15 protein-coding genes and 1 pseudogene are annotated in these 17,177 nt (G+C 35.8%); 9 read left to right on the forward strand and 7 right to left on the reverse strand.

Going from position 1 to position 17,177, the window contains the following annotated elements; all coding sequences use genetic code 11:
* Positions 1–42: 42 nt before the first annotated feature.
* Positions 43–2,202, reverse strand: coding sequence for an FUSC family protein (locus EZ456_RS11590; RefSeq protein ID WP_131530275.1), 2,160 nt, complete (start codon positions 2,200–2,202; stop codon positions 43–45).
* Between the two features lie 742 nt (positions 2,203–2,944).
* Here EZ456_RS11590 and EZ456_RS11595 point away from each other — a divergent pair.
* The 3 genes from EZ456_RS11595 (at position 2,945) to EZ456_RS11605 (ending at position 4,876) form a co-directional block, all read left to right on the forward strand.
* Positions 2,945–3,163 carry a hypothetical protein gene (locus EZ456_RS11595; RefSeq protein WP_131530278.1) on the forward strand — a complete coding sequence of 73 codons (219 nt, stop codon included), beginning with the start codon at positions 2,945–2,947 and terminating at the stop codon, positions 3,161–3,163.
* A 5-nt stretch (positions 3,164–3,168) separates the two neighbouring features.
* Positions 3,169–3,450: a type II toxin-antitoxin system YafQ family toxin gene (locus EZ456_RS11600; RefSeq protein ID WP_131530281.1), complete on the forward strand. Its 282-nt coding sequence runs from the start codon at positions 3,169–3,171 to the stop codon at positions 3,448–3,450.
* 73 nt (positions 3,451–3,523) lie between these two features.
* A complete protein-coding gene (locus EZ456_RS11605) occupies positions 3,524–4,876 on the forward strand; it encodes a PhoH family protein (RefSeq protein ID WP_131530283.1) in 1,353 nt (450 codons plus the stop codon).
* 127 nt (positions 4,877–5,003) lie between these two features.
* Here the strand turns inward: EZ456_RS11605 and EZ456_RS11610 are convergent, their stop codons facing one another.
* Complete coding sequence (locus tag EZ456_RS11610) at positions 5,004–6,215, reverse strand: TCR/Tet family MFS transporter (RefSeq protein ID WP_131530285.1); 1,212 nt, start codon at positions 6,213–6,215, stop codon at positions 5,004–5,006.
* Positions 6,216–6,768: 553 nt separating this feature from the next.
* On the opposite strand from EZ456_RS11610, the gene gyrA reads away from it, so the two are divergent.
* From gyrA to EZ456_RS11625, 3 genes are all read left to right on the forward strand, one after another.
* Positions 6,769–9,360 (forward strand): DNA gyrase subunit A, encoded by a 2,592-nt coding sequence (gene gyrA, locus EZ456_RS11615; RefSeq protein WP_131530287.1) that lies wholly within the window; start codon positions 6,769–6,771, stop codon positions 9,358–9,360.
* Between the two features lie 26 nt (positions 9,361–9,386).
* Positions 9,387–10,475, forward strand: coding sequence for a tetratricopeptide repeat protein (locus EZ456_RS11620; RefSeq protein WP_131530288.1), 1,089 nt, complete (start codon positions 9,387–9,389; stop codon positions 10,473–10,475).
* A gap of 99 nt (positions 10,476–10,574) precedes the next feature.
* Positions 10,575–11,720 carry a tetratricopeptide repeat protein gene (locus EZ456_RS11625; protein ID WP_131530289.1) on the forward strand — a complete coding sequence of 382 codons (1,146 nt, stop codon included), beginning with the start codon at positions 10,575–10,577 and terminating at the stop codon, positions 11,718–11,720.
* A gap of 126 nt (positions 11,721–11,846) precedes the next feature.
* Here the strand turns inward: EZ456_RS11625 and EZ456_RS11630 are convergent, their stop codons facing one another.
* Complete coding sequence (locus EZ456_RS11630) at positions 11,847–12,875, reverse strand: hypothetical protein (RefSeq protein WP_131530290.1); 1,029 nt, start codon at positions 12,873–12,875, stop codon at positions 11,847–11,849.
* 100 nt (positions 12,876–12,975) lie between these two features.
* Between EZ456_RS11630 and EZ456_RS11635 the strand changes: the two genes are divergently transcribed.
* The gene (locus tag EZ456_RS11635) at positions 12,976–13,677 is read left to right on the forward strand and encodes an endonuclease V (protein ID WP_131530291.1); all 702 of its coding nucleotides are present in this window, start codon (positions 12,976–12,978) and stop codon (positions 13,675–13,677) included.
* 82 nt (positions 13,678–13,759) lie between these two features.
* Entirely contained in the window at positions 13,760–13,891 is a 132-nt protein-coding gene (locus EZ456_RS25810; RefSeq protein ID WP_394343142.1) for a PLDc N-terminal domain-containing protein, read from the forward strand.
* 8 nt (positions 13,892–13,899) lie between these two features.
* Here EZ456_RS25810 and EZ456_RS11645 read toward each other — a convergent pair whose 3' ends face one another.
* From EZ456_RS11645 to EZ456_RS11660, 4 genes and pseudogenes are all read right to left on the reverse strand, one after another.
* The gene (locus EZ456_RS11645; RefSeq protein ID WP_131530292.1) at positions 13,900–14,247 is read right to left on the reverse strand and encodes a hypothetical protein; all 348 of its coding nucleotides are present in this window, start codon (positions 14,245–14,247) and stop codon (positions 13,900–13,902) included.
* On the reverse strand, positions 14,248–15,141 hold the full coding sequence (gene hemF, locus EZ456_RS11650) for an oxygen-dependent coproporphyrinogen oxidase (RefSeq protein ID WP_131530332.1): 894 nt from the start codon (positions 15,139–15,141) through the stop codon (positions 14,248–14,250).
* 129 nt (positions 15,142–15,270) lie between these two features.
* The gene (locus EZ456_RS11655) at positions 15,271–16,503 is read right to left on the reverse strand and encodes an MFS transporter (protein ID WP_131530294.1); all 1,233 of its coding nucleotides are present in this window, start codon (positions 16,501–16,503) and stop codon (positions 15,271–15,273) included.
* Between the two features lie 114 nt (positions 16,504–16,617).
* Positions 16,618–16,878: pseudogene (locus tag EZ456_RS11660) on the reverse strand (transposase); the annotation flags it as partial.
* Between the two features lie 93 nt (positions 16,879–16,971).
* On the opposite strand from EZ456_RS11660, the gene EZ456_RS11665 reads away from it, so the two are divergent.
* The coding region (locus tag EZ456_RS11665) for a transposase (protein WP_131527395.1) at positions 16,972–17,177 on the forward strand (206 nt) is incomplete at its 3' end.

Consider the following 17,177-nt stretch of genomic DNA (forward strand, 5'->3'; position numbering starts at 1 on the left):
ATTGGTTAGGGTGACAATCGTTTAACTAGACGGTTTCGTTTGCTAAAGCTTTATTTTTACCGATAGTTTGTAAATATCGTAAGCTACTTTCTGGATGAGGTCGAATTGTTCCGGAACCAAGTCTTCACCTTTCTTAATGGTCAAACCCGTATCATTTAGCCTTATTAACGGCACATTATCAATTGTGCTGGTTCCTTGTTCCAGATTATCAATAGAAGTATCGATTAAATAATTGGTGTTATTGGCAATAGGCTTTAAGGAATCGAAACTCTCGAAGATAAATTGATGTTCCTTATTATATAGCGAAAGTGTTGCAACATAAGAAGATAATAAATGGCTAAGTGCTGTAAACTGATGTACTTCTTTAATAAACAATTGTTTGCTTTTTGGTTCTGAAAACATTCTTTGAAACAGGGAAGCCAAATTTGCTGTACTTACATAAACTTCTTTCCTGGCCAATTTATATTCCGTTCTATTGTAGTTTTTCTCAAAATACAACTTAATTACCTGTTCATAATAAGCCTTATTTGCCTTTAAAATATCGAGCATGGCCTCTTTGAGTTTTTCATGCTCCCAAGTTGGAAATAAAGAATAACTGGCTAATAACGCAATACCTGAGCCTATAAAAGTATCATAAATCCTTTCACGTGCCAGTGCTATCGATCCCATGCCTAGGAAATCGAATAGAATTAAGATATATGGCGTCATAAATAGTACACTCACTACGTAATTTTTCCTTTGGAAACTATAACACCCGATCATGCAGATCAATAGGATTACGAATAAAGTGTTTCGATCATGGATGTACGTTAAAACACCCATACCAATAAAGGCTCCAACGGTGGTACCAATTAAACGTTGATAATTACGTTCTTTAGTTAAACTAAATCCTGGTTTCGAAATTACCAGAATGGTGAGGAGAATCCAGTAACTATGCGAAAAATTGAGAATTTGTGCAACTATAAAACCTAAAAGCATCACCACTGTAACCCGTAACGAATGCCTGAAAGTAGAAGAAGTGTAGCTTAAATTCTCTGTAAACAGTTTAAAATCGAATTTTTGCCTGGTGATAAATTTCTCTGTATCTACTTCGGCTTGTCTAATCTCTTTGCTGTTTCTGATTTTAAAATAGCTAAAAATGGTTTTAACTCTTGCCAGTATATTTTCGATGTTAACCTCAATATTTTTCAAAGCAATAATACCGAGGGTATTGTATTCCTGATTTTGATTGTTCTTTTCCAGATCATTGATTTTGATCTTTAATCTCTCGATCTCAATCAATAAACGTTTTGAAATAACGGGTGTTCCTCCACTTTTTAAGGCAAAAGCAATATCGTCAAGGGCGTAAGAAATCCGTTTAATGGCCATCTCATAATCTGATAATATACCTGCTTTATCAAACTGATCATGCAGCTGCTGGTAATTATAATAGGTAGACATTACCTGCTCGAACAGGTCAACCATATCTACAAATACCAGTAACAAAAATCTGCCCTCAGGAGTAGAATCTCTCACAATTTCGCGGGTTCTAAATAGTAATTCCCTTACTGCGTCTTGTTTTTCATGAACCGAAACCTGAAGCTGTAACAGATCAGAATAGGTTTTTTCGTAATTGTTATTTTGATGGTAAAACTTGGCTTTTTCACGCAGAAATTCTGCAACCTCTAGAATAGAATCGCTTAACGATTGCTGTACCAAACGGAATGGGCGTAACCGGTACACAAAATAGCTTAAACCGGTGTACCAAAGGCTACCCGCCAGCACCATAACAGCATGTAACAATACTTCTTGCCATGGGCGAACATCATCAATACTCAATACCATGATCAGCAAAACTGCAGTGCCAACTGATGCTGCCCTGAGGCCATAGATGTAAAACATCGAAAACACAAAACTCGATACAGCCAATAAAAAGCCGATAAAATAATGGTTTTTGTTGGTTAAGCCAGTTATAATGGAGAATGCAAAGATAAGTGCAGTGGTAATGAGCATCGCATTTCTTCGATGCACCATTGGCCCCGGACTATCAACCACGCTTACACATAAAGCGCCTAAAGATAAAGTCATGCCATACTTTAACATACCAAATTGGGCAAAAATTAAAGAGGGGAGCAGTACACCAATGGTAATGCGGAGACCGTCGGCAAAATACGTACTCAATAAAAAGTCTTGTATATTTCTAATGGGTTGCCTAATCTGCATGTTACAAAAATAACATAATAGCGAAGTTTTTTGTTGCGATTAAAATTAAGTTTTTTCCTTTTTTTAAACTTTTAAGCAGAAAACTGGTAATTAACTGATTAGCAAAATGATATGTAATGTTTGTAAGTGAGATTTTTGAAATGTTAATAACCTAATCATAAACGTTCAATAAGGCCCATAAATGGCTATTTAATAAAATTAAGGTGTTGATAACCAGTGTTTTTAGGTGGATAACTTTGTTTATAAAAACACTCATTTTTCTCTTGACAAATGAGTGTTTTCCAACTAAATTAGATCATATCAAATACGAAGTACTTTGAATTCTGATAAAACGAGCCAAAAGAGATGAGGAACCGAAAGGGAAATTGTTTCGGAACGTTTACAGGGAAAACGATTAATTTCTGAAAGGGTTAAACCGAGTAAGGATATACATAACCATCGAAAGATTGGACAATAAGAAAATCGCACAGACCCAAACAGAGATTATTGAAAACTACGAAGTTTACGGACGGGCGAGTTGGAAATAAATTTTCACGAATCGCAAAAGTTGCAAAACCTAACGATAACGGAAAAATCAAAGTAACAAGAATTAGATGCTTTAAAATGCGACTACGGTTGTTTTTAGAGTTAAAACGGGGAACTGAATCGAAAGAAGAAGGACCCCGTTTTTATTTTGCCTAAAAATCACACATCTTTCAAAACATTTAAAAATGTATATTTGTGTATAAATACAAGTAAGAGCATGGAAAGCTTTGTAATACATATACCCAATAAAAAAGCCAATTTGGTTAAGCAGCTTTTAAAAGAACTTGGTGTTACTATTAATGCAATAGAGGGTAACGTAGAAGATTGCAATAAGAACCACATTCCCAACAAAGAAACACTGAAGGCAATTAAAGAAGTTAAAGAAGGTAAAGGAATAAAATTCGCTAGTGTAAATGATTTATTTGCTAGTATTTAATATTAATGTTTCAAATCGTAGTCTCTAACAGATTTCTTAAAGATTTAAAACTACTTAAAAAAAGATCGTTAAAGGATTTTGCTTTACTACAAGATGTAGTTACCATATTAACTGAAAAAGGTCATTCAGGATTAAGTAAAAAACACTTCCCACATAAATTGGCTGGAAATTTTGAAGGCTACTGGGAATGCCACGTAAAACCAGACTTACTTTTGATTTGGGATGAGAATGAAACAATAAAATTGATTGAACTAATCCGAACAGGTACACATTCTGATTTGTTTTAATTTTTGCGGAACAAAGCCAAAAAAGAATAGCGAATTCTTCCGCATATTATTCCTAAAATATTAAATTTACCAAATGGCCAAAAAAGGTAAATCAATCTCCAATCCATCAAAAAAGATATTCGTTTTAGATACCTCCGTTATTTTATACGATCATGATGCGATAAATAACTTCCATGAACATGATGTAGCCATTCCCATTCAGGTTTTAGAAGAACTCGATAATTTTAAAAGCGGTAACGATACCCGAAATTTTGAGGCCAGAAGTTTTATCCGACTCATTGATGAAACTTCAAAACAAAAACTGATCAGCGATTGGATTTCGTTAAAAAGTCCTGACTCAGGAAAATTTAAAGTAGTTTTAAACGAAAAGCCTTTAACTATAAATGCGGAAGAAGTTTATGGAAAAGGCAAAACAGATCACAAGATTTTAAACGCCGCTTTAAGTTTAAAAGAAGAATATCCTGATAAAAAAGTAGTGCTGGTATCGAAAGATATCTGCTTGAGGTTAAAAGCGAAAGCCTTAGATTTAAATGCAGAAGATTACGAAACTGGTAAAATTAAAAATGTAGATGAGCTTTACGCCGGAAAAACAGAACTTATAGATTTTCCGATTGAGATTATAGAGGAGGTAAAAAAGCAGCCATTTATTGATGCGGGTGAAGTAGAATTACCACCTAAAAATGCCAATCACTTTTATATTTTAAAGAACAAGAGAAAAACTGCAAACGTATTTTATAACAATAGTTTAAAAACAATTTCTGCGGTTTCTACCGATCCGATATTTAAAATCAAACCTAAAAATATTGAACAGGCATTTGCTATCCACGCGCTTCTAGATCCAGAAATTAAGCTGGTAAGTATACAAGGAAATGCTGGAACAGGCAAAACCCTTCTTGCTTTGGCTAGTGCTTTAGAACAACGTAAAAACTTTAGACAGATTTATGTTACCCGTCCAATCGTTTCCTTGAGCAATAAAGACATCGGTTTCTTGCCAGGCGATGCAAAATCGAAAACTGATCCATTTATGGCGCCAATTTGGGATAATCTGCGCTTTATTAAAGAGCAGTTTATCGGCGATGATAAAATGTCGGAAAAGATAGATGAACTGATTGTAACCGAAAAAATAGCGATTGCACCATTGGCTTTTATCCGCGGAAGAACCCTTACTAAAATTTTCTTTATTATTGATGAGGCACAAAATTTAACGCCACATGAAGTGAAAACGATCATATCAAGAGCAGGCGAACATACCAAAATAGTTTTTACTGGCGATATTTACCAAATTGATACCCCTTATCTCGATTCGGAAAGTAATGGTCTGTCGTACCTGATCGAAAATGCTAAAAATCATCCGCTTTACGCACACATTACCTTACATAAGGGCGAAAGGAGCGAGCTTGCCAATTTGGCAAATGAGTTGTTATAGAAGATACTTTATTGCGTAAAGATTGGCGGTTCGTCATTCCCAACTTGATTGGGAATCGTAATGCAATAAGCTTTAAGATTCCCGCATGCGCGGGAATGACGCCAGTTTATTAAATATTTAAAAATCCTTAATGGTATTTCTTTAAACTCCTTAAACAGATAAACAAACCAATTAAAGTTAAAACTGCACTTAATATAAACGGTGCACCTGGAAAATAAACTGGGGCTTTACCTTCAATAAAATAAGCAAAAATATGTGTCATTACCCATGGGGCAAATATGGCTGCTAAACTTTGCAAACCAGTTAAAACACCCTGCATTTCGCCTTGTGCGTTCGAAGGTACCTGGTTCGAAATTAAACCCTGCATCGCTGGTCCGCAGATTCCGGCGAAACCGTATGGAAGCATAAAGGCAAACATCATCCAGCCTTTTGATGCAAAAGCAAAGGCTATAAAACCGATTATGTATAAAATCAAACCAAAATAAACGGCTTTCTTTTCTCCAATTTTTGGGAGGATTACCCTTATTAAGCCACCCTGAACAATTCCCACTACCAAACCAACAAATCCTAATGAATAACCTACCCATGCAGCATCCCAACTGAATTTTTCCATCGTATAAAAAGTCCAGTTAGATTGAACAGAGTGACTGGCAAAGTATAATAAGAATAAGGTAGCCATTAGCCCTAACAATGCAGGGTATTTACCAATGCTTACTAACGAACCAATTGGGTTTGCTCTTTTCCAGTCAAAAGCTCTGCGTTTTTCGACAGGTAAGGATTCTGGTAATATAAAATAACCATAAAGCCAGTTAATTAGCGATAGGCCAGCTGCAATCATAAAAGGAACACGGGTACCAAAATGACTAAAAACACCACCTAAAACTGGTCCTAAAATAAATCCAACACCAAATGCCGCACCAACTAACCCAAAATTTTGCGCTCTTTTCTCTGGGGGCGAAACATCTGCAATGTATGCTTGTGCGGTTGTAAAGCTAGCGCCTGTAATACCTGCAATAATTCTTCCTACAAATAACCAAACCATAGAAGGAGCGAATGCTAGAAAGATATAATCGATACCAAGTCCGAATAAAGAGCTTAGCAGTACTGGTCTGCGGCCGTATCGATCACTCATTGCGCCAATAATTGGCGAAAATATAAATTGTACAGATGCGTATGCAAGTGTGAGCCAGCCACCATATTCTGCTGCCAAACCGAAGCCACCACCGGTAAAATCCTGTATAAGTTTAGGTAAAACTGGAATGATTAGCCCAAAGCCTGTAAAATCGATCAGGAGGGTAACCATAATAAAGCTCATTGCAGATTTCTTTCCGTTTGCCATCGTAAAAAGGTTGAACCGCAAAAGTATCAGAATTAGTTAAGAATGTAAATTTTAGTTCTCTACAAACTACACTCATCACAAACATCGCAGGTTTTTAAACGGCACAGCCCTCAATGAGGCCATTAAAAAACAATATAAACTACGAATTAAACCTGCGAGGTTTAATCGAACTATAAAATACAGCCCCCTGTTTATAAACCTGATAAAGCTGAAAGCCCACATCCTGATTTAAGCACTTGTTTTTACTGTTTTATTGTGTGCTTGCTTATTTCACAGGTTTCGTCGGGAAAGGACTTTGAGCGATAGCAGGACTACAGGCCGCCATTAGCAAAGAACCTAACGTTTCAAAAACCTAAATATTCATTTTTGTACGTTAGGCTGTAAAACTTCTTAAACTAGTCTTCAACGAATTAAAATCAGCGCGATGTTTAAAACCTATAACCAAGGTCAAAACTTTTCCACAATGCCTTAATTCGGCTAAATTTTGTTAAATTCGCAAGGTTATAGTAATACCTTTTTTTAATATCGTTTTAAGTAGCGAGAATAATAATTTATGGCAGAAGATTTAGAAAATCAGCAGAACGACAAAATCATTCAAATTAATATAGAGGAGCAGATGAAATCGGCCTACATTGATTACTCAATGTCGGTAATCGTATCTAGGGCTTTGCCTGATGTACGCGATGGATTGAAACCGGTACACCGCCGTGTTTTATATGGTATGCTCGATCTTGGTGTAACCAGTAATAAACCACATAAAAAATCTGCCCGTATTGTAGGGGAGGTATTGGGTAAATATCACCCACATGGTGATGCATCTGTATATTTCACCATGGTTCGTATGGCTCAGGATTGGAGCTTACGTTATCCAATGGTTGATGGACAAGGAAACTTTGGTCACATTGATGGTGACTCTCCGGCTGCAATGCGTTATACTGAAGCACGTTTTTCGAAAATTGCTGAAGAAATGCTTGCGGATATCAATAAAGATACTGTAGATTTTCAGTTAAACTTTGATGATACCTTACAAGAACCAACCGTTTTACCTGCAAAAATCCCTAACTTATTGGTTAACGGATCGTCTGGTATTGCAGTAGGTATGGCTACCAACATGGCGCCACACAACCTAACCGAAGTAATTGATGGTATTGTAAATTATATCGACAATAGAGATATTACCATTGAGGAGTTGATGAAGTTTGTAAAAGCGCCAGATTTCCCTACCGGTGGTATTATTTATGGTTATACTGGTGTAAAAGAAGCTTTCGAAACAGGTCGTGGCCGTATCGTAATGCGTGCAAAAGCCGAAATCGAGAGTATTAAAGACCGTGAGGTAATTATTGTTACCGAAATTCCTTACCAGGTTAACAAAGCACAAATGATTGAGCGTACTGCTGAATTGGTTGGCGAGAAAAAACTTGAAGGTATTTCGAACATTAAAGACGAATCGAACAAAGATGGTATCCGTATCGTTTACGAAATTAAACGTGATGCAAATGCCTCTATCGTTTTAAATAACCTATATAAGTACACAGCTTTACAAACTTCTTTCAGTGTAAATAATATTGCATTGGTAAAAGGCCGTCCACAGATGTTAAATCTTAAAGATTTAATTGTGCATTTTGTGGACCACCGTCATGATGTGGTTGTTCGCCGTACCAGATACGAGTTATCAGAAGCTGAAAAAAGAGCACACATTTTAGAAGGTTATTTAATTGCTTTAGATCATTTAGATGAAGTAATTAAATTAATCCGTGCTTCCGAAACTCCTGAAGATGCGCGTGTAGGTTTGATTGAAAAGTTTGGATTGAGCGATATTCAGGCTCGTGCGATTTTAGATATGACGCTTCGTCGTTTAACAGGACTAGAGCGTGATAAGATTAAAGAGGAGTATGCAGAATTAATGAAAACCATCGAATACTTGAAATCTATCTTAGATGATGAAGGTTTACGTATGCAGATCATTAAAGATGAATTAGCAGAAATCCGTCAGAAATTTGGTGATGAGCGCAGAACAACTATTGTTCACTCAGCCGAAGATATGAGCATGGAAGATTTCATCGATGATGAAGAAGTGGTAATCACTATTTCTCACGAAGGATATGTAAAACGTACTCCAGCAACCGAATTCAGGGCGCAGGGCAGAGGCGGAAAAGGATCAAAAGGCAGTACCTCAAGAAATGAAGATTTTATTGAGCACATGCTGGTGGCCACCAACCATAACTATATGTTGTTCTTTACCGAAGCCGGAAGATGTTTCTGGCTCAGGGTTTACGAAATTCCTGAAGGTTCGCGTACCAGTAAAGGAAGGGCGATCCAGAACATTATCAATATTCCGAAGGAAGAGAAAATTAAGGCATATATTAAAGTGAAAAACCTTAAGGATCAGGAATACTTAGAGAACAACTTCATTATTATGTGTACTAAAAAAGGTACCATTAAGAAAACTTCTCTCGAATCATATTCTCGTCCACGTGTTAATGGTATTAATGCAATCAATATTAATGAAGGGGATGTACTATTAGAAGCTTGTTTAACCAATGGTGAAAGCGAAATTGTAATGGCTTTACGTTCTGGTAGAGCAATTCGTTTCAACGAAAAAACAGTTCGTCCGATGGGTAGAACAGCAACTGGTGTTCGCGGTGTTAGGCTTGCGCATGATCAGGATGAAGTTGTTGGCATGATTGCTGTAAACAATCCTGAAGTTACTGTGTTAGTTGTATCAGAAAAAGGTTATGGTAAACGTACCGATATTGAAGATTACCGTGTAACTAACCGTGGTGGTAAGGGAGTAAAAACAATTAATGTTACTGAAAAAACCGGACAATTAGTTTCTATAAAAGACGTTACAGATAGCGAAGATTTGATGATCATTAACCGTTCAGGTATTGTAATCAGAATTCCTGTATCAGCTTTAAGGGTAATGGGACGTGCCACGCAAGGTGTTCGTTTGATTTCATTAAAAGGTGACGACGAAATTGCATCGGTTACTAAAATTGACCACGAAGAGGACGAAGAGGAAACTGTTGATTTGGAAAGTGTATTGGTTGTTGACGGTGAAGAAGTAGAGGCAGATACTACTCCGGATGCAGATGATGCTGAAGAAGAAGGTGAATCAGATAACGAAACGGAAGAAGAAAATTAATTAAAAATAAGTTTAGAATAAAAATTATGAAAAGAGTATTTCTAAGTATAGTTCTAGCAGGTGCGGTAAGCTCTGCATTTGCTCAGAAAAGTGAAGTTAACGCCGCAAAAAACGACTGGGGTTTGTTTCAGTTAACTTCTTCAAACGCATCAACTCCCTTAGCTAAAAAATTGGAGTCGCTAGCGAAAGGATTGGCTCATACAGATAAAGCTATTGCTGATGAAAAATCTAAGGTGATGCCTGAAGCATGGTCTTATCGTGCTTTATTTGCTTCTTCTGCAGCTATTTTAGATTCAGTGAGCACTGCAAATGCCGATGCAAATTTGAAAATTGCTCAGGATGCAGTTGTTGAAGCCAAAAAACTGGATACAAAAGGTACTGAAAAAGATAATATCGCTTCAGCTGAAACCAATATTAGCAACGCAGTTAGAAATGGTGGTGTAATGGCTTACAATAAGAAAGATTACAAAACTGCTTATGCAAAATTTGTAGCAGCTACAGTGATTAATCCAAGCGATACTGCTATGTATCTAAATGCGGGTATTGCGGCCAGACTTAATGAGGATTATCCGAACATGATTACCCAATTCAAAAAAGTAATCTCGTTGAATTCTCCACAGTCTAAAGATTTGTATACTGAAATTATCACAACCACATTAGCTAAACAAAAAGATACAACAGCGGCTTTGGCTATTATTAAAGAAGCAACGGCTAAATTCCCTGAAAATACAGAGTGGATCAAAACGGAGACTCAGATTTATATTGATAGGGGTGATGCAGCAAAATCTGAGCAAATGTTAATAGCACTGGCCACTAAAGAGCCTAACAATGCTAACTATCAGGTTTTATTGGGTAATATTTATTTCACCCAGGCTTTAAAATTACAGGCCGACAGAAATAAAATCGATTCTAAAAAAGTGAAAGAATTTAACGAAGTAACAGGTAAAATGAACGCTTTGTTAGATAAATCTCTTCCTTTTTACAAAAAAGCACTAGAGGTGGATGCTAAAAATGCAGGAGCATTAGAAACCTTAAAAACGATCTATGCTTTTAGAAATGATACTAAAAATTATGAAGATATCAAGAAACGTTTAGACTCATTGCCTAAACAATAATTCTGATACCGATTTAAAAAAAGAGCTCTGAAATTTCGGGGCTCTTTTTTTTATGTTTATTTTTATGGTTTATTACGGTTTTACCACATTATTTATCTTATGCAGAATTGCTTTAAAATATCATTAATCGCTTTAATTTTCTTCTCTTTTAATGCTGTGGCCCAAAAAACTCAAATTCTTATCGCCAGAAATGCTGTGGGTAAACTACAAGCATCTATTGCTAATAAAGAAGATGAGAAAAAGCAGCTTGCTATTATAAACGAAGGTTTAAAGTCAATTGAATCTGCTGAAAAAGATAATAAAACAAAAAACTGGGCCGAAACCTGGTCAATAAAATCTTACCTAACCTCGTTTGCAGCATTAATCGACACCGATCCAAATAATGCCAATAAATTTTACGATAATGCAGTTGAGGCTGTTGCCAAAGCGAAATCACTTGATCGATATGATGACAATTCTGGTTTGATTAAGGCTTCTAACCACAATATCCTTATCAAAAAACAGGAAAAAGGCAATGAAGCTTTTTTTAATAACGATTTTAAAGAAGCATTTGCTGATTTGAAAGAGGTAGGGGACAATTTCCCGGCAGATACAACTTTAGCTTTAAATACAGCTATTTGCGCCTTAAATATTCAGGCTTATGATGAGTCTTTGACTTATTTTAAACGTGCGAAAGAAAATGGAATTAAAAATCCATCTGTATTTCAGAAAATGGCACAAATGTATGTTGTTAAATCAGAAAATGAAACCGCGCTTAAAACATTAGAGGATGGACTTGTACTTAATCCATTTAACCGTTTTTTAACAAACGATTATATTAATCTCTTACTTGATACCGAGAATTATAGTAAAGCTCAGGGATTAATCGAAAATAATTTAAAAGTAGAAAAAGGAAATAAATTACTTTATTTTCTTTATGGTTATCTGCAACAGGCTGGTGGAAATAATGCTACAGCAATTTTAGCCTATGATAAAGCATTGTCTACAGATCAAAATTATTTCGACGCTTTGTATCAACTGAGTTTAGCTTATATTAATACGGCGAACGAAACCTTGAGTAAAAATGAAGCAGATAAAACTGCTAAGTATAATGGATTAATTAACCGTGCTCAATTTGCTTTGCAGCGTGCAAATGAAATTAATCCAAACGATAAAAAAACTGTTCAGTTACTGATCGATATTTATACCAAAAAGCAAGCTACCGACAAAGTTCAGGAGCTTAACCGTAAACTTCAAGAATTGTAAATTATTGGTCGATTTACATCGATAGGAAGGTGTTGGAAAATACAACTTAACATAATATTAATTATAAGACATTATACAAAACAATTATATATCTTTTGGTGAGTTTGTTTTGTCTTCATAATTTGTTTAGAACATCATATGTATATCATATTCTAGTTTAGTTCTTAAGTTTTCAAGTAGCTTGATATCTAATGGTTCAATGGAATTCCGATGACTCCGTTCGAGTGTGAATGTTGCTAAAATATCATTCATATCTTTTACCATATTTACATCTTTATACTGAATTTCGATATCGTAGCTGACAAATGATGTTATTGGCTGACCTGAAATAGATAAGGCACACTGAAGTTGACAGGTTTTAAATAATTCATATAAATTTGCATCTTGAGTAATAAAATATACAACTTGGTCTATACCTGTGTTAATCGCCTTAAAATGTACCATACGCATATGTAACAAGTCCCAAGCACTGCCCCAAAGTGTTCTAAAAATAACATCTAGTTGATCTCCTTTTTTATCTAAAGCAATCATTTTTCTAAATCTAGAATCTCCACCAAATATTCTGATTGCCAACTGAATCTCTGAAGCCATAGAAGTGTTTAGGTGTTTATTGCACCAATGCAAGAATAACTTCAGATTTTTGAGTACACTTCCCCTATTAGGATTGTTCTTTTTACATAGGAAATAGATTTTCAATAGTGAAACATAGCTCATAAGTAATAAGGGGAATAATCCTTCAAAACCCATACTGTCTGTGTCGTTTACTTCCACATAATAATTAAAAATGCGGTCATTTAATTTAACGGTTTCACTAAATGGAGTATCGAAGGCATAAGTAATTTTATTTACAAAATCCTGATACTTGGGGATATTTAGCTTATTAAAGGTTTCCTTACATAGCTCCATTGATCCAAACTTGGGTATCACTTCAATATTATACTGCTGACAAAATAGTATGAGTATTTCTACATTTGTTTTTGATTGTGGATGTGCTTGCTTGTTCTCAAAATAATTAACTATATCCAAACAAAGATTGGCGTCTAGGTAAAAAAGGATTGCTCGGTTTTGATCTGCAGCTCTTTGTCGCTGGATTGTGTCTGGAAGGATAGATTCGCCATTACTGGTGAGTATATAAAACGATGGTAGAGCAATCATAATATTTAATAGAAAATAGTTGATCAAATGTTTCGACTAATGCTTCTAACGCAAGACATATGAATAAAACAAATATACCAATCAATTTGTACTAATAACCATGTACGATCACTACAGTTTCGAAGATGCAGCCGCTTATCAAATTGAGCTTGCCAAGCAATTAAAGTTTCAACCGCTTACTAAAATTAAAACCATTGCAGGTGCAGATATTTCTTTTAATAAAAACAGTACAACCATGTATGCGGGAATTGTAATCTTAACATATCCAGAAATGGTTTTAAAATCATTCGCGTTAGAAACTTATGAAACGAGTTTTCCATATAAAGCAGGGTTTTTAGGTTTTAAAGAAGTTCCTGCATTATTAAAAGTTTGGGAATTGATTGTAGATAAACCAGATATTGTAGTGCTTGATGGTAATGGAATTTTGCATCCACGCAGAATGGGTGTTGCCTCGCACTTTGGAATTTTAGCTAATCAAAGCACAATTGGCTGCGCAAAAAGTCTTTTACAAGGAAAAAATCATCAGCCGGAAAATGTCAAATATAGTACTGCAGAAATTAAAAATAACGCGGGTGAAATGCTTGGTTTTGCGCTGAGAACAAAAATTAAATGCGAATCTGTTTACGTTTCTGCAGGACATTTAATTACGCAAGAAGAAAGTCTGGATATAATTAAAAATTCTGTCGGAAATTATCGTATTCCTGAGCCTACTCGCGTGGCACACAACATTGTAAATGATTTTAGGATTGGAAAGCTAAAAGCTGGTTATCATGAATTGCCACCACCATTAACCCTGTTTTAAAATTGACTATATTTACGTATGTACGTTTATTTAATCCTCTCCATAATTGTCATGATCATCATGTTCGTAAATTTACGTCATTATAGATATTTCAAAATTTCCATACAATAAAAGACGACAAAAATGGATGTGGACCAACGTAGTATTGTTCTTGCCGCTATTTGGATCTTTAATTTATTTTTTGATTGACAAAAAGATACTCAGCGAAAATTAAGTCCAGAATCAATTCAAACTACAGTTTTCTAAATTCCCATCCCAATTTTCTTTTTCATTGGTTAAAATTTCCAGATAATCTATTTTACCGTTCGTAACGTCCAGGCAATATGTTAATTCGTTTTTCAGGTTTGGAGTTGTTAGTTTTGGTTCGGCACTGAGTAAACCATTCACAAATTCTTCTTCTTGTTCAAATTCCTTTAAGTATACAAAAGTGACGTACAAGCCTGTGCCAGTTGATTTAGCACTCTCAATCCTTATAAAGTCTAAATGTGCCAGTAAGTAATTGAATTTATCGGAATTACCTTTTATTATAGTTTTAAGCAATAATAGCTCAAGTTCATTCAATTCAGTCATTTAAATCCAGTTAATTCCTTTTTTAAGTAATTGTACCGTTTTGTATTCCTCCGAATTAATCTCTGGCTGAACATTATAACCCCAGTTTGCTTGTGGTGGTAAACTCATTAAAATAGATTCGATCCGACCATTCGTTTCAAGACCGAATTTTGTTCCAGAATCGTAAACTAAATTAAACTCCACATAGCGGCTACGGCGTTGGTACTGCCATTGTTTGTGCGCCTCGGTAAAATCTTTATCTCGGTTGCGGTCTATCAATTCTGTATAAATTGGTAAAAATGTTTCGCCAATATTAAGGGAGAAATCTAAAATCTGCTCCCAAGATAAATTGGTGTTTTCAGGTTTCAGTCGATCGTAAAAAATACCGCCAATACCACGGGTTTCTTCACGGTGTTTAATGAAGAAATAATCATCGGCATGTGTTTTGAACTTTGGATAAAATTCAGTACTAAAATCGTCGCATGCTTGTTTTAGTTTATGGTGAAAAAAACGAGCATCGTTTTCGAATACGTAATGTGGGGTTAAATCGATACCACCGCCAAACCAGCGTGTTTCTTCATTGAGTTCGAAATAACGGATATTCATGTGGATAATTGGAACCAAAGGATGATTTGGGTGAATCACGATTGAAACGCCAGTAGCAAAAAAATCATCTTCTGTTACATTAAAGGCTTTTTTTACGGCTTCAGGCAACTTACCATGCACTGCTGAAAAATTTACCCCACCTTTTTCGATAATTGCACCATTTTGCATAATCCGGGTACGTCCGCCTCCCCCACCGTTTCGCTCCCAAAGCTCCTCTTCAAATTTTCCTTTGCCATCGGCAATTTCCAGTCCCCTGCAAATTTCATCCTGTATTTGCTTATACCGTTCTGCTACTTCTTCTCTAAACATGATGGCTCTTTCTAATTCCATACAAATTTAAAGCTATTAAAGCAGCTATGCTGATTTATGTTTAGATAGTACATTTTATTGACATTGAGTTTTAGTCTGAAAGTTTTTGGTTGGAAGTCTCGAAGATTATTACTCTTCTAAATAATCCAGATCTTTGTTAAAACTTTCTTTTAATTGGCTCAAACCGAACATCGCAATCAGGGTTAGGATTCCCATTACTAAATAGCCGGCAGTAATTAATCCGTATTTATGGGTTAAGAATTCAAATAAGAAAGTAATAGGGATTAATGCGCCCCTAACAAAATTAGGAGCGGTTGTAGTTACGGTAGCCCTTATATTTGTGCCAAATTGTTCTGATGCAATGGTAACAAAAGTGGCCCAATAACCTACAGAGAAACCCATAAATAAGCAGATCCAAATAAAATTGCTGCTGGTTAAGCCGAAACTGGTTAAATAAACAACTACACTCGCCACAGAAAGCAAGTGGAAAATAAAGACTGTTTTTTTTCTAGATTTTAATACCTGAGAGAGTAAACCTGTAACCACATCGCCTATGGCAATTCCAAAATAAGTAAACATAATTCCTGTGCCTGCTTTTAGTGGTTCTGTTGCACCCAAGGCCTTACCAAATTCTGGTGCTAACGTAACCAGTATCCCCACAACGAACCATAATGGAATACCAATTAAGATACAATACAGGTATTTCGAAAAACGTTTCCAATTGTTAAAAAGCATAAAGATATTTCCTTTTGACACTTCTGTTTGGTTAGCCGCATGTTTAAACATGCCCGATTCGAATGTGCCAACACGTAATAAAAGCAGTACCAAGCCCATCCCGCCACCTACAAAGTACGAGGTTTGCCAGGTAAATTCGGCTGCTACCGTTGCCGCAACAGCTGCACCTAATAAACCTACGGCACCCACAATCATGGTCCCATAACCACGCTTTTCTTTATCCATGGTTTCCGCAACCAAAGTAATCCCAGCACCAAGTTCTCCAGCTAAACCTATACCGGCAATAAACCTGATGATGGCATAACTGTTAACTGATGTAACAAAACCATTGGCAATATTGGCGAGTGAATATAAAAGGATTGAACCAAAAAGAACTTTAATCCTTCCAAGCTTATCTCCCAGTACCCCCCATAAAATTCCACCTAAAAGTAAGCCGAACATTTGAGAATTGATGATCAGGAAACCATCAGATTGCATGTCGGCCTGCGAAACGCCAATCTCAGTTAAACTTTGAACACGAACAACAGAGAATAGAACAAGATCGTAAATGTCGACGAAATAGCCCAGGGCAGCTACAATGACTAAGAAAATTACATTACGGTTGTTTGCTTTTGCTTGAAGATCCATTTAATTATTTGGTTTGAACGATGAAAGTACGCAATAACACAAATATTTAAAATAGATTTTTAAAATAAAAGCCACTCTTGTGGACTGACCCCCAAAGGTTGGACAAGTTAAAAATTAATTACAGTGGTGAGCTCGATATTTTATCGGGCTCATTCCATTTAGATTTAGTTTGATCCTGTCGTTATTATAGTAATAGATATACTCTTCGATATCTTGTTTTAACTGGCTGATATCATTATACTTTTTAAGATAGAAAAGTTCAGATTTTAAAGTTCCAAAAAAGTTTTCAATGACAGCGTTGTCCAAACAGTTCCCCTTCCTTGACATACTTTGTCTTATTCCTTTTTCCTTAAGCAGATATTGATATTCTTTCATTGTGCACTTCCCCAAATTCAGACCAGTTAAAAGTATAATTCTAGACCGAGCGTAGCGAGGCTATTAGAAAAACTATTAATTTTAATTGGCAATATGAAAAGAATTAAGTTTACGGAATCCCAGATTGTAAAAGCAATCAAAGAACATGAGAATGGCAAAAATGTGCACGATCTCTGCAGAGAGTTAGGAATTAGCACAGCAGCCTTTTACAAATGGCGCCAAAGGTATGGAGGAATGGAAGTGAAAGAGTTATCAAAGCTCAAGGCATTAGAGGAGGAAAATGCACGTTTAAAAAAAAT

It is taken from the genome of Pedobacter psychrodurus (assembly GCF_004331735.1).
GTDB lineage: Bacteria > Bacteroidota > Bacteroidia > Sphingobacteriales > Sphingobacteriaceae > Pedobacter > Pedobacter psychrodurus.